General features: G+C 67.4%; 14 protein-coding genes. 4 read left to right on the top strand and 10 right to left on the bottom strand.

Translation table 11 applies throughout. The features are described 5' to 3' along the window. Position 1 precedes the first annotated feature (1 nt). Entirely contained in the window at positions 2–1,216 is a 1,215-nt protein-coding gene (locus DT074_RS06300) for an amino acid ABC transporter permease (RefSeq protein ID WP_119418974.1), read from the bottom strand. Positions 1,217–1,276: 60 nt separating this feature from the next. Then, positions 1,277–2,293, bottom strand: a complete 1,017-nt coding sequence (locus DT074_RS06295; RefSeq protein ID WP_119418973.1) for an amino acid ABC transporter substrate-binding protein — start codon at positions 2,291–2,293, stop codon at positions 1,277–1,279. A gap of 282 nt (positions 2,294–2,575) precedes the next feature. On the opposite strand from DT074_RS06295, the gene metC reads away from it, so the two are divergent. Further along, positions 2,576–3,778 (top strand): cystathionine beta-lyase, encoded by a 1,203-nt coding sequence (gene metC, locus DT074_RS06290; protein WP_119418972.1) that lies wholly within the window; start codon positions 2,576–2,578, stop codon positions 3,776–3,778. 6 nt (positions 3,779–3,784) lie between these two features. Here the strand turns inward: metC and DT074_RS06285 are convergent, their stop codons facing one another. Then, positions 3,785–4,303 carry a Fur family transcriptional regulator gene (locus DT074_RS06285; RefSeq protein ID WP_119418971.1) on the bottom strand — a complete coding sequence of 173 codons (519 nt, stop codon included), beginning with the start codon at positions 4,301–4,303 and terminating at the stop codon, positions 3,785–3,787. A 114-nt stretch (positions 4,304–4,417) separates the two neighbouring features. Between DT074_RS06285 and hisI the strand changes: the two genes are divergently transcribed. The 3 genes from hisI (at position 4,418) to DT074_RS06270 (ending at position 5,678) form a co-directional block, all read left to right on the top strand. Beyond that, positions 4,418–4,828, top strand: a complete 411-nt coding sequence (gene hisI, locus DT074_RS06280; protein ID WP_119418970.1) for a phosphoribosyl-AMP cyclohydrolase — start codon at positions 4,418–4,420, stop codon at positions 4,826–4,828. Positions 4,829–4,897: 69 nt separating this feature from the next. Next, the gene (locus tag DT074_RS06275; RefSeq protein WP_119418969.1) at positions 4,898–5,248 is read left to right on the top strand and encodes a PilZ domain-containing protein; all 351 of its coding nucleotides are present in this window, start codon (positions 4,898–4,900) and stop codon (positions 5,246–5,248) included. Between the two features lie 58 nt (positions 5,249–5,306). Continuing rightward, positions 5,307–5,678, top strand: a complete 372-nt coding sequence (locus tag DT074_RS06270; RefSeq protein WP_119418968.1) for a response regulator — start codon at positions 5,307–5,309, stop codon at positions 5,676–5,678. Between the two features lie 79 nt (positions 5,679–5,757). Here DT074_RS06270 and DT074_RS06265 read toward each other — a convergent pair whose 3' ends face one another. The 7 genes from DT074_RS06265 to DT074_RS06235 all read right to left on the bottom strand — a co-directional run bounded on the left by DT074_RS06265 (position 5,758) and on the right by DT074_RS06235 (position 12,228). Next, positions 5,758–6,270, bottom strand: coding sequence for a CarD family transcriptional regulator (locus tag DT074_RS06265; RefSeq protein ID WP_119418967.1), 513 nt, complete (start codon positions 6,268–6,270; stop codon positions 5,758–5,760). Positions 6,271–6,475: 205 nt separating this feature from the next. After that, complete coding sequence (locus DT074_RS06260; RefSeq protein ID WP_119418966.1) at positions 6,476–7,168, bottom strand: ImuA family protein; 693 nt, start codon at positions 7,166–7,168, stop codon at positions 6,476–6,478. A gap of 157 nt (positions 7,169–7,325) precedes the next feature. Continuing rightward, a complete protein-coding gene (gor, locus tag DT074_RS06255; protein ID WP_119418965.1) occupies positions 7,326–8,702 on the bottom strand; it encodes a glutathione-disulfide reductase in 1,377 nt (458 codons plus the stop codon). A 94-nt stretch (positions 8,703–8,796) separates the two neighbouring features. Continuing rightward, positions 8,797–9,135, bottom strand: a complete 339-nt coding sequence (locus DT074_RS06250) for a hypothetical protein (protein ID WP_119418964.1) — start codon at positions 9,133–9,135, stop codon at positions 8,797–8,799. A gap of 78 nt (positions 9,136–9,213) precedes the next feature. Continuing rightward, a complete protein-coding gene (gene gabD, locus DT074_RS06245; protein ID WP_119418963.1) occupies positions 9,214–10,680 on the bottom strand; it encodes an NADP-dependent succinate-semialdehyde dehydrogenase in 1,467 nt (488 codons plus the stop codon). A gap of 33 nt (positions 10,681–10,713) precedes the next feature. Next, positions 10,714–11,211 carry a PaaI family thioesterase gene (locus DT074_RS06240; RefSeq protein ID WP_119418962.1) on the bottom strand — a complete coding sequence of 166 codons (498 nt, stop codon included), beginning with the start codon at positions 11,209–11,211 and terminating at the stop codon, positions 10,714–10,716. Positions 11,212–11,229: 18 nt separating this feature from the next. After that, positions 11,230–12,228, bottom strand: a complete 999-nt coding sequence (locus DT074_RS06235) for an MBL fold metallo-hydrolase (protein ID WP_119418961.1) — start codon at positions 12,226–12,228, stop codon at positions 11,230–11,232. Positions 12,229–12,325: the final 97 nt, after the last annotated feature.

Here is a 12,325-nt window from a genome sequence, read left to right as displayed (position 1 = left end):
CTCACCGCTCCTTCAGCGCAATGCGTTTGTTGTACCAGTTCATGAAGGCGGCGATCAGCAGGCTGAGGGTCAGGTACACCGCCATGATCATGGCGATGCCCTCGACCGCCTGGCCGGTCTGATTGATCATCGTGTAACCGACCGAGACCAGGTCGGGATAGGCGATGCCGACGGCGAGCGATGAGTTCTTGGTGAGGTTGAGGTACTGGCTGGTGGTCGGCGGCACGATCACCCGCAACGCCTGCGGCAGCACGATCAGGCGCAGGATGCGGGTCTCCGACATGCCGACCGCCCGAGCCGCTTCCCATTGCCCGCGGGGCACCGCCAGGATGCCGGCCCGCACCGTCTCGGCGATGAACGCCGCAGTATAGGTGACGAGGCCGAGCAGCAGCGCGACGAATTCCGGCGTCACCGAGGCGCCGCCCTGGAAGTTGAAGCCCTTCATCGCCGGCACGTTCGGATCGAACGGCGCCCCGGCGATCGCCCAGGCGATCAGCGGCAGGCCGAAGATCAGGCCGAGCGCCGGCCCGAGCATTGGGAACGGCTTGCCGGTCAGCGCCTGGCGGCGCTTGCCCCAGCGGTGGACCACGACAGTCAGCACGACGCCGAGCACAAGCAGGATCAGCATCACGGCATGGACCGGATGCTCGTAGAGCACCGGGAAGTAGAGGCCGCGCTGGCTCAGGAATATTCCCGGCAGCGGGCTCAGCGATTGCCGCGCCGGCGGCAGCGCCAGCAGCACGCCGTACCAGACGAAGAGCTGCAGCAGCAGCGGAATGTTGCGGATCACCTCGACATAGACCGAGGCGAGCTTGGCGATCAGCCAGTTCGACGACAGCCGCGCGACGCCGACGATGGTGCCGAGGATGGTGGCGAGCACGATGCCGATCGCCGACACGAAGATCGTGTTCAGCATGCCGACCAGATAGGCGCGGCCATAGGAACTGGCCGGCGTATAGCTGATCAGGTGCTCGCCGATCGGCATGCCGGCCTCGCGATCGAGGAAGCCGAAACCGGTCGCGATGTTGCGCTGGGCGAGATTGGCGAGCGTGTTGGAGACCAGGTACCAGCCGATGCCGAGGATCACCAGCACGGTGAGGATCTGATAGAGGACGGCGCGCACATTGGCGTCGTTCCACCAGGCCCCTTTCGGCGCCGACACGGCGCCCGTCGCTGCCCCGCCCGGCGCCGCCCTGCCTTCCGTGCGTGCTGCCATACCTCGGCCCCTGGAAAAGGAGAAGCCGCCGGGACTTGCGTTCCGGCGGCTTCCGATGCCTTAGCGGAGCGGCGGCGCGTACATCAGGCCGCCCTTGGTCCAGAGGTCATTGAGGCCGCGGGCGAGCTTGAGCGGCGTCTTCTGGCCGACATTGCGCTCGAAGATCTCGCCGTAATTGCCGACCTGCTTGATGGTCCGGGCCATCCACTCCTCGTCGACGCCGAGCGCCTTGCCGAGGCCGGGCGTCACGCCGAGCAGGCGCTGGACGCCGGGATCGGCGCTCTTCTTCATTTCGTCGACATTGGCCGCGGTGATGCCCTTCTCTTCCGCGTCGAGCAGGCCATAGATCGTCCACTTCACGATGTCGAAGAACTCGTCATCGCCGTGCCTGACGGTGGGGCCGAGCGGTTCCTTGGAGATGATCTCCGGCAGGATCACGTAATCGTCCGGATTGCCGGCCTTGGCGGCACGGGTCGAGGCGAGGCCCGAAGCGTCGGTGGTGTAGACGTCGCAGCGGCCGGAGAAGAACGCGCCCTCGACTTCCTTCAGTTCGGTGAACACCACCGGCTTGAATTCCATCTTGGTGGCCCGGAAGTAGTCGGCCAGGTTCTGCTCGGTGGTGGTGCCCTGCTGCACGCAGACGGTGGCGCCGTTCAGCTCCTTGGCGCTCTTCACGCCGAGCTTCTTCGCCACCATGAAGCCCTGGCCGTCGTAATAGGTGACGGGCGCGAAGTTGAAGCCGAGCGAGGTGTCGCGCGTCAGCGTCCAGGTGGTGTTGCGCGACAGGATGTCGACCTCGCCCGATTGCAGCATCGGGAACCGCTGCTGCGCGTTCGAGGGGACGAACTTCACCTTGTTCGCATCGCCGAGCAGCGCCGCGGCGACCGCCTTGCAGATATCGACGTCGAGGCCGCTCCACTTGCCCTGGCTGTCCGGCAGCGAGAAGCCGGCCAGGCCCGTGCTTACGCCGCAATGCAGCAAATCACGCTTCTTGATCGCGTCGACCGTCTGCCCCGCCTCGGCGGCGCCGGCAATGAGAAGGGTCGCCGCGGCCGCGGCGAGCGCCAGTTTCTTCATGGTCTACCATCCCTGTCTTGACCCACATCATCCGGCAACCTCGCCGTTCAGGCAGGGTCCCGGAAGTAACCGACCGTAACACGGCCTTCAAAATGCCCACAAGCGCTCCGACTCGCCGATTTGCCGCCTGCCTGGGCGAATTGCGGTCAATCGATCGGCAAGTCGCCCAAAATGCCTGCCTTGTGTTCAGCCGGGCCGGCGCGGTCACTTTCGCTCCAGGCTTGCGGGACGGCGTGCCGCTGTCATCATGCCGTCAGCAATTCTGCGCGGGAGCCGAGTTCGATGCGTGACGAAACCAAAATCGTGGTGGCCGGACGGGATCCGGCGAAGCAGCACGGCGTCGTCAATCCGCCCGTCTACCACGCTTCGACGGTGATCCATCCGACGCTCGACGCCCTCGACGCGGCGCAGGCGGCGCGGGCGCGCGACGAACAGGTCACCGTCTACGGCCGCAGCGGCACGCCGACCTCCTTCGCCTTCGAAAATGCCGTGGCGGCGCTCGAGGGCGGCTATCGCAGCTTCGCGGTGCCCTCGGGCCTGGCGGCGGTGACCGTTGCCATGCTGTCGAGCCTGAAGTCCGGCGACCACGTGCTGATGGTCGATACGGTGTACGGGCCGACGCGCAAGCTCTGCGAGGGCTTCCTCAGGAAGATGGGGATCGAGACGACCTATTACCTGCCGGAGATCGGCGCCGACATCGCCGGCCTGATGCGGCCGAACACCAAGGTCGTCTATGTCGAGGCGCCGGGCTCGCTCACCTTCGAGATGCAGGACATCCCCGCCATCGCCGGCGCAGCGAAGGCGCGCGGCGCCACGGTGATCTGCGACAACACCTGGGCCTCGCCGCTCTACTTCAAGCCGTTCGAGAAGGGCGTCGACATCTCGGTCCAGGCGGCGACCAAGTACATCGTCGGCCATTCCGACGCGATGCTCGGCACCGTCACCGCAACCAAGGAAGCCTGGACGCGCGTGCGCGATACCGGGCGCGAGCTCGGCTATGCCGTCGGCCCGGACGATCTCTATCTCGGCCAGCGCGGCTTCCGCACGCTGGCCGTGCGCCTCGCCCAGCACTGGAAGACCGGCGTCGAGCTGGCGATCTGGCTGAGGGCCCGGCCGGAGGTGATCCGCGTCATGCATCCGGCCCTGCCGGACGATCCGGGCCACGCGATCTGGAAGCGCGACTTCCACGGCGCCTCCGGCCTGTTCGCCATCGAGATCGAGCCGACTCCCCGCCCCGCTTTGGCCGCGATGATGGACCATCTGGAATTCTTCGGCATGGGCTACAGCTGGGGCGGCTACGAGAGCCTGATGATCTGGGCGCATCCCGACCACTTCCGCACCGCGCGGCCCTGGGACGCGAACCGCACGGTGCTGCGCATTCATGCCGGCCTGGAGAACATCGAGGATCTGAAAGCGGATCTGACGGCGGGCTTCGAGCGCCGCGCGGCCGCCCTCAAGGGCACCAAGGCCGCCGCGGCCGAATAGCCGGGCTCAGCTTCGCTCGGCGGCCGCTCCGGCGGGCGCTGTCCGGCACTCCGCGCAGAGGCCGGTCACCTCGATGGTCTGGCGTTGCACCTCGAAGCCGAGCCGCTTCGCGGCCGCCCGCACGGCGCTGGCGATGCGGTCGTCCGGCAGCTCGGCGGCGCGGCCGCATTGCGAGCACAGCATGATCTCCACCACATGCCGGTCTTCCGGATGGGCGCAGCCGATGAAGGCGTTGCGGGATTCGATCCGGTGCACCAGCCCCTGGTCGAGCAGGAACTGCAGCGCCCGGTAGACCGTGGGCGGCGCCGCCCGGCGGCCGCCGCGGGCCAGTTCCCCCAGCAGGTCGTAGGCGCCGACCGGCTGATGCGAGTTCCAGACCAGTTCGAGCACGCGCCGGCGCAGCGCGGTCAGCCGCACCCCCCGCTCGTTGCAGATGCGCTCGGCTGTCGCCAGGGCTTCCGCCACACAGCTGGCATGGTCGTGCGCATGGTCGGGAAATGCCTGTATCGGCGCCGCATCATGCATCCGGAATGCTCTGCTCCGCCATTGCCGGCCCTCGCCTTCTCAAAGCGGCAGAAATTATCATGGCGCTTCCGCACGTGATATCATTTCTCCTTTGTCGCTTCCCGGATTCCCGCCATGTCGCCTCCTGCACCGCAGGCTATCGCCGAGCTGATCGCCCGCGTGGCCTTCGACCCGACGGGCTTGGTGCCCGCCATCGCCCAGCAGCACGATACCGGCGAAGTGCTGATGATGGCCTGGATGACCCGGGATGCGCTGGCGGAGACCCTGCGCACCGGACGGGTCTGCTACTGGTCGCGGTCGCGCGGCGCGCTCTGGCGCAAGGGCGAGACCTCGGGTCAGGTCCAGCGGCTGGTCGATCTCAGGGTCGATTGCGACGGCGATACGCTGCTGCTGCTGGTCGATCAGGAGGGCGTTGCCTGTCATACCGGCCGTCGGAACTGCTTCTTCCAGGCGCTGCGGCAGGATGCGGTGGTGTCGCTGGCGGCGCCGCTGGTCGCGCCCGACCAGCTCTACGGAAGATCTTAACGATTTCCGATTGGACTTGACGCGGCCGCCCATCGAGGGCTGAAGTCGAACATAGGAAGTCGCCGCGGGATGGGCCTCGTCACCGTTTCGATTGCTGTCAGCGCGCGCAATCGTCGCCGCAATCAGCGCGCCGCGCGGCCGGTCCTGCACTTTGTGATGGGCGGCGAAGAATACGAGGCGAAGGATTGGAGCCTCGGCGGCTTTGCTGCGACAAAGCCGGGGGCGGCCGATCTGGGGACGGGTGATCCGATTCGGATCACCGCCGTACTACTCCCGGACGGGAGTTGTGAGCGGCTGGACATCAAGGCGAGGATTGTCCGCGCCCCGCCCCAGGCGGCGGAGGTTGCGGTTGAGTTCCTGGTGCTGGACGACAAGGCATTCCGTCTGCTCGAGCGGCATCTGGTGCGCCGCCGGCCTTAATGGCGGTGCAACCGAGCCGGGCGACAATCCAGGCGGACCGGGTGGCTGGAGGTGGACCATGTGGGGGACCGGAAAGACCGTGCTCGTCGTTGAGGACAACGTCCTGAACGTCAAACTGGTGAGCGATATCCTGGCCGCCGATGGCTTTCGTGTGCTGCATGCGCTGGACGGGCGCACAGCGCTGGATCTGGCCCGGCGGGACCGCCCGGACATCGTGCTGATGGACATTCAGCTGCCGGGCAATTCGGGGCTCGAAGTGGCGCGCTGGTTCAAGGACGATGCCGGTCTCGCCGCGATTCCGGTGGTTGCCATCAGCGCCTTCATCGAACAGATCCGCCGCGAGGATCTCAGCGCCGCCGGCGTGGCGGCGACCTGCGCCAAGCCGGTTCTGGCGCGCAACCTGATGTCGGCCTTGCGGGCGGTCGCCTGACCGCTTCCGGTACCGGCTTGCAAAACGAACGCGGCCGCGGAGTGATCCGCGGCCGCTTCGGCTTTTAGCGAACTGGCGCTTACGCGACCTTGAGCAGCTTCTCGACCTTCTTGCTCGCCGTCGCACGGTCGATCTTCTCGACCGCGGCGAGCTCGCGGGTCAGGCGCTCGAGCGCGCGCTCGTAGATCACCTTCTCGGCATAGGACCGTTCCTGGTCCTCGCTCTTCGGGCGCAGGTCGCGGATCACCTCGGCCACCTCGATCGGGTTGCCGGAATTGACCTTGGCCTCCAGCACGCGGGCGCGCTTCAGCCAGGGGCCGCGGCCGACCTTGGGCGGCGATTTCAGCTTCTCCAGCGCGGCCTTCATGGTGTCGGCCGTGCTGGTGGCGCGAATGCCGCAGGACGTGATCTTGTTGACGGGGACGAGCAAGGTCATCTTCGGATCGAAGAACTCGATCGAGAGCATGTCGAGCTTATGGCCGGCAACGATCTCGCTGCGGCGGCCGGTAATCTTACCCAGGCCATGGGCCGGGAAGACCACCATCTGTCCGACCCTGAAATCATTTCCGTTCTGGCCACGCGGCGCAGGCATTTTTGTTTTTCCTCTTCCTCGCAAGAAGACAACAAAATTACGTGGAGGGGGGATGCCCCTCGGCGTACGGACCCCTGTATTCCCCGCTTGCGCCGCCGACGATGTGCGGCGGCGATCTATTTATAGCGTGTAACTACGCTGTAAACAAGGCTTATTTTGTCTTTTGGCGCCATTTACCATATTGAATTTGCCTGCCAAGTAAAACCTAGCCTGGTACGAAAATAGAACGTCCGGGATCCCAATGTACATGCCACTGCTCGTCTCCGCCCCGGCCCCGGCGGCAGCGGCGTAAGGTTAAGCGCCAGCGCGGCAAGCGGTTTTCCGGCCCCTCGGCCGATGGTGCCGCGCTGGCGGTCCAGCGCGTCTCGGCGCTCGAAGGCGAGGCGGCGAGACGGCGCGGCAATACCAATATGGCAAGGCGGCCATGCATCCGGGCGGCAAGTTGCAGCCGGCGGCTGGCGATCATATCCGGCACCACCCCCTGGCCGATGATGGCGGCCACGGTGCCGGCCCGCAGCCCCTCCTCCATCGCCCACAGGACGTCCCGCGGCTTGGCCGGACGGACCACGAGAAGCGCCGCGGGGGACAGGCCGAACTGCCGCAGCCCCGGTCCATAGAGAGGCCCTGGATCCGGCGCCGACCCGGCCTGGCACCATAAAATGGGGCCGCCGCCGGCCGCCCGGGCCGCCAAGGCGAGGGCAAAGCCGATACCGGCCATGTCGTCGCCCGGCGCCTCGATCTCATGCAAGGCGCCACGCCGCAGGCCGCCATCCGGCAGGATACGGTCGATCGCCGGCAGGCCGAGCGGCAGCACCTCCTCCGCGCTCTCGTCCCGTCCGGTCCGATCGGCTATCGCCTGCAGGCGGGCGAGATCGAGATTGCGTGCTGCGATCGTCATGGCGTGTTCGTTTTTTGTTCTAGAGCGCATCGACCATGTAAGCAAGCCCGGGATCAGGCGCCTCGGAGCCAGCGCAGCCCCAAACGCCAGGGCTGGTTTGGCGCCGGCTTCGGCCCGAACCGGCGCGGCGGCCGCTACCGATCTATTCGCCGGCCCCCTACTCCGCTGCCTGGGCCTTTGGCGGCGCCCACAGCTCGCGCATGGTCACGAACTCCTCCGCGGCCGTCGGATGGATGCCGACCGTGGCGTCGAAATCGGCCTTGGTCGCCTTCATCTTCACCGCGATCCCGATGCCCTGGATGATCTCGCCGGCATCCGGGCCGACCATATGGGCGCCGACCACGCGCTGCGTGGCCTGGTCGACGACGAGCTTCATCAAGGTGCGCTCCTCCCGGCCGGTCAGGGTGTGCTTCATCGGCCGGAAGGTCGTCTTGTAGATGTCGACGGCGCCGCAGGTGATACGCGCTTCCGCCTCGCCGAGGCCGACGGTGCCGACCTCCGGCTGGCTGAACACCGCGGTCGGCACATCGGAATGGTCGGCACGGGTCGGGCGGCCGCCGAACACGGTGGCGGCGAAGGCCATGCCTTCCTTGATGGCGACCGGGGTCAGCTGCACCCGGTTGGTGACGTCGCCGATCGCGTAGATATGCGGCACGTTGGTCTGCGAGAAGCCGTCGACCGGCACGACGCCGTCCTCGCGCATGGTCACGCCGGCATTGTCGAGGCCGAGGCCGCGCGTGTTGGGCGAGCGCCCGGTGGCGTACATCACCGCGTCGACCGTGAGCTTGCGGCCGCCGCCGAGCTCGAGATCCAGCGCGCCGTCATCCCGCCGGTCGATCCGCTTGACCTCGGTGCGGCATTCGATGCCGACGCCCTTCTTCTTCATCTCGGCGGCGAGGTGGTGCCGGACGTCGTCGTCGAAGCCGCGCAGAATCTGCTCGCCGCGATAGAGCAGGCTCGTCTCGGCCCCGAGGCCGTGGAAGATGCCGGCGAACTCGACCGCGATATAGCCGCCGCCGACCACGGCGATGCGCCGCGGCAGGTCGCGCAGATGGAAGGCGTCGTCCGACGTGATGGCGTGCTCGATGCCGGGGATCGTCGGCACGGTCGGCCGGCCGCCGGTCGCGATCAGGATGTACTTCGCAGTGATGCGGCGGTCGCCGACCTGGAGCGTATGCGGGTCGAGGAACACCGCGCGCGAGGGATGGATCTCGACCCCGGAATTCTTGAGCAGGCTGATATAGACCCGGTTGAGCCGGTCGATCTCCGTGTCCTTGTTGGCGATCAGCGCGGGCCAGGAGAAGCTGCGCTCCCCCACCGTCCAGCCATAGGCGGCGGCATCCTCGAAGGCCTCGGCGAATTTCGAGCCGTAGACCAGGAGCTTCTTCGGCACGCAACCGCGGATCACGCAGGTGCCGCCGATGCGGCTCTCCTCGGCGATGCCGACCTTGGCGCCCTGGCTCGTCGACATGCGGCTCGCCCGCACGCCGCCCGAGCCCGCGCCGATGACAAAGAGGTCGTAGTCGAAGCTCATGCGTAATCCCTCTCCGCCACGGGCAAGCTCAGCCTACGACGGCCAAGCTTTGCTTGTCAGGCTTGGATGCGGCGCCGGATTGCCGACGGGATCGTCAGGCGCCGCGGCCGGCGGTCGGCCGGCTGATCCAGGGCGTCACGACGGGCGCGCGCCACAGGCGGCGCAGAGCGGCCAGGGTGCAGATCGCCAGCACGCCGAGCAGCCAGCCGACGAAGACCAGGCCGAGCGTCGGCCCGGCCAGGCCGGCGCGCAGCAACGTCGCGGCGGCGAACATGTCCTCCGGCAGGGGAACAAGGCGGGCAAGGCCCGGCAGGATGACCAAGGCGAGCAGCGCGACAGCGCCCACGGCGGTCCAGGTCAGGATCGCCGACAGCACCTTCCCGGCCAGGGCCGTATCGGCATTGCTCCGCGCACGGCGAATTCTGCGGCGCATTTTGCGTTAACCACATCGTTTGCAGGTACTCGCGAATGCTACTCGTTTGTTAACGCACTCTCAAGCCGAAGTGCCCCTTCAGGTGGTAATGGGTTGAATACCGCCCATGCATAGATATTTGACTTCGAGGTAGTCCTCGATGCCGTATTTCGAGCCTTCGCGGCCCTGCCCGGACTCCTTCATCCCGCCGAACGGCGCCACTTCGGTCGAGATCAGGCCGGTATTGATGCCGACGATGCCGTATTCCAGTCCCTCGGAGACGCGCCAGACGCGAGCGATGTCGCGGGCGAAGAAATAAGAGGCGAGGCCGAACTCGGTATCGTTCGCCATGCGGATCGCCTCCGCCTCGGTCTTGAAGCGGAACAGCGGGGCCACGGGCCCGAAGGTCTCCTCCTTGGCCACCTTCATGTCGGGCGTGACGTTGGCGAGCACGGTCGGCTGGAAGAATTGGCCGCCGAGAGTGTGGCGCTGGCCGCCGACCACCACCTTGGCGCCCTTCGCTACCGCATCGGCGATGTGCTCTTCCACCTTCAGCACGGCGTTCATGTCGATCAGCGGACCCTGCTGCACGCCGGGCTCGACGCCGCTGCCGACCTTCAGCTTGGCGACGGCGTCGGCGAGCTTCTTCGCAAAGGCCTCGTAGACCGGCTCGTGCACCAGCAGCCGGTTGGCGCAGACGCAGGTCTGGCCTGTGTTGCGGTACTTGGAGGCGATGGCGCCCTCGACCGCGGCGTCAAGGTCGGCGTCGTCGAACACGATGAAGGGCGCGTTGCCGCCGAGCTCCATCGAGGTCCGCTTCACCGTCGCGGCGCATTGCTGCATCAGCACCTTGCCGATCTCGGTCGAGCCGGTGAAGGTGAGCTTGCGCACCTTGGGGTTCGAGGTGATCTCGCCGCCGATCGCGGAGGCCGAGCCGGTCAGCACGTTGAACACGCCCTTCGGTATTCCGGCGCGCTCGGCCAGCACGGCGAGCGCGAGCGCCGAAAGCGGCGTCTGGCTTGCCGGCTTCAGCACCATGACGCAACCGGCGGCGAGCGCCGGACCCGCCTTACGGGTGATCATCGCCGCCGGGAAGTTCCACGGCGTGATGGCGCCGACGATGCCGATCGGCTCCTTGATGACGACGATGCGCTTGTCGGCCTGGTGGCCGGGGATGGTGTCGCCGTAGATCCGCTTCGCCTCCTCGGCGAACCACTCGATGAAGGACGCGGCGTAGCCGATTTCGCCCTTGGCCTCGCTGAGCGGCTTGCCCTGCTCCGTCGTCATGATGAGCGCGAGGTCATCAGCATTCGCCAGCATCAGGTCGTTCCAGCGGCGCAGGATCGCCGCGCGCTCCTTGCCGGTCCTGGCGCGCCAGGCCGGCCAGGCAGCTTCCGCCGCATCGATGGCGCGGCGCGCCTCCTTGGCGCCCATCTTCGGCACGGTGGCGATCTGCTTGCCGGTCGCCGGGTCGCCGACCGCGAGCGTCGTCCGGTCGTCGGCATCGGCCCAGGCGCCGTCGATATAGGCCTGCTGGCGCAGAAGGCTTGGATCCTTGAGCTGCATGACGTCCTCCCGGGATTTGTGGGTGGAACTATATCAGAGCGGAAAGATCAGGCAGGTCGTGCTGCCATGGGCGATCAGCCGGCCGCCCTCGTCGGTGACCTTGCCGTCGGCGGTGGCGATGCGGTTGCCCGCCGCGACGACGCGCCCTTCGACGCTCACGCGGCCGGTGGCGCGCGTCATCGGCCGGATGTAGTTCACCTTGATCTCGACCGTCGTGTAGCCCTGGCCCACCTTGCACACGGTGTGGACGGCGCAGCCCATGGCGGAATCGAGCATGGTCGCGGCAAAGCCGCCATGCACGCTGCCGATCGGGTTGTAGTGAAACTCGTCGGGGAAGCCCTCGAACAGCGCCAGGCCTGCGTCGAACCGCACCGGCCGGAAGCCCATCAGCTGGCCGATCGGCACCCGCCGCGGATCGCCGAGATAGAGCTCGCGCAGATAGTCGAGGCCGGGCAGCGTCTTCAGCCGCTCGAGATCCGGCTCGGGCGGCAGCCATTCATGGGTGCGGTGGCGCAGGCGATCGTCGGTCATCCCGCTAGCCTAGTGCGCTCAGGGCCGGTTGGAAGGCCATCCGTCGTCGAGCGCGATGGTTTCGCCGATGCGCGGCACCAGCGCCTGCTCCGGGGCGAGGCCCGCGGCCAAGGCGGCGCGACGGAAGCGATCCGGCGGTTCGAACGGATCCTCGTCGGTCAGCACCACGGTGCCCCAATGCATCGCGATCAGCCTGTCGGCCCGCATGGCGCGGCCGATCGCCACCGCTTCCTCCGGATTGGCATGATGCGCCTCCATGATGGAGCGCGGCTCGTAGGCGCCGATCGGCACCAGCGCCGCATCGAACGGGCCATGTCGGCGGCCGATCTCCTCGAAGACCGGTCCGGCGGCCGTGTCGCCGGCGAACCATATCCTGCGCCGCGCGCCGGCGACGGCGAACGAGGCCCAGAGCGAGCGGTTGCGGTCGAACGGCGTCCGCTTCGACCAATGGATCGCCGGCAGCGCGGTGACGGTGAGACCGCCCGCCTCGCTCGCCTGTTCCCAGTCGAGCTCGCGCACATCGCCGAAGCCGCGCCGGCGGAAGAACTTGCCGAGGCCGAGCGGCACCATGACGACGGAAGGGTGCCGACGCGCCAGCGCCCGCACCGTCGGCTCGCAGAGATGGTCGTAGTGATTGTGCGAGACCAGGACGAGGTCGATCGGCGGCAGCTGTTCGACCGCCAGGGCCGGCGGCACGAAACGCCGCGGCCCGCGCGACATCGGCCCGGCGAACTCGCCCAGATAGGGATCGAGCAGCACCGTTCGCCCGTCCAGGCGCAGTAGGAAGGCCGCATGGCCGAGCCAGGTGACGCTGTCGCGTGCCCCGGCGGCGGCGATGCCCTGCAGCACCGCCTCGCCGTCGAGCGCATGGTCCAGCGGCACAATGGGCGCGGCCTGCCGGGAGACGATGCGGCGCCAGATGAAGCTCCAGTATTCCCGGCGGTCATGTTTGCGGGCCGGACTGCCGGGCGGATTGCGATATCCCTTGCCCGTATGGTGATGCGGTCGCTCAGCCATGGTCCTGCCCGATTCCTGCCGTCTTTACGTGGCTTCCATCACGCTATCGTCCCGCTTGATGTAGAATATCAAACGAGAATCGCCAGACTCGACGGAG

This window comes from Desertibaculum subflavum, from assembly GCA_003576705.1.
Lineage (GTDB): Bacteria > Pseudomonadota > Alphaproteobacteria > Ferrovibrionales > Ferrovibrionaceae > Desertibaculum > Desertibaculum subflavum.
The sequence above is the reverse complement of the archived record's forward strand: the minus strand, read 5'-3'. Positions and strand labels throughout refer to the sequence as shown.

Excerpts from the sequence above, each read along its gene's own strand:
- DT074_RS06265 (WP_119418967.1), bottom strand. The coding sequence starts at position 6,270 with ATGCCTGCGCCGCGTGGCCAGAACGGAAATGATTTCAGGGTCGGACAG.
- DT074_RS06295 (WP_119418973.1), bottom strand. The coding sequence starts at position 2,293 with ATGAAGAAACTGGCGCTCGCCGCGGCCGCGGCGACCCTTCTCATTGCC.
- DT074_RS06285 (WP_119418971.1), bottom strand. The coding sequence starts at position 4,303 with ATGCATGATGCGGCGCCGATACAGGCATTTCCCGACCATGCGCACGAC.
- gor (WP_119418965.1), bottom strand. The coding sequence starts at position 8,702 with ATGAGCTTCGACTACGACCTCTTTGTCATCGGCGCGGGCTCGGGCGGC.
- DT074_RS06275 (WP_119418969.1), top strand. The coding sequence starts at position 4,898 with ATGGGCCTCGTCACCGTTTCGATTGCTGTCAGCGCGCGCAATCGTCGC.
- DT074_RS06270 (WP_119418968.1), top strand. The coding sequence starts at position 5,307 with ATGTGGGGGACCGGAAAGACCGTGCTCGTCGTTGAGGACAACGTCCTG.
- DT074_RS06235 (WP_119418961.1), bottom strand. The coding sequence starts at position 12,228 with ATGGCTGAGCGACCGCATCACCATACGGGCAAGGGATATCGCAATCCG.
- hisI (WP_119418970.1), top strand. The coding sequence starts at position 4,418 with ATGTCGCCTCCTGCACCGCAGGCTATCGCCGAGCTGATCGCCCGCGTG.
- DT074_RS06250 (WP_119418964.1), bottom strand. The coding sequence starts at position 9,135 with ATGCGCCGCAGAATTCGCCGTGCGCGGAGCAATGCCGATACGGCCCTG.
- DT074_RS06300 (WP_119418974.1), bottom strand. The coding sequence starts at position 1,216 with ATGGCAGCACGCACGGAAGGCAGGGCGGCGCCGGGCGGGGCAGCGACG.
- DT074_RS06260 (WP_119418966.1), bottom strand. The coding sequence starts at position 7,168 with ATGACGATCGCAGCACGCAATCTCGATCTCGCCCGCCTGCAGGCGATA.
- metC (WP_119418972.1), top strand. The coding sequence starts at position 2,576 with ATGCGTGACGAAACCAAAATCGTGGTGGCCGGACGGGATCCGGCGAAG.
- DT074_RS06240 (WP_119418962.1), bottom strand. The coding sequence starts at position 11,211 with ATGACCGACGATCGCCTGCGCCACCGCACCCATGAATGGCTGCCGCCC.
- gabD (WP_119418963.1), bottom strand. The coding sequence starts at position 10,680 with ATGCAGCTCAAGGATCCAAGCCTTCTGCGCCAGCAGGCCTATATCGAC.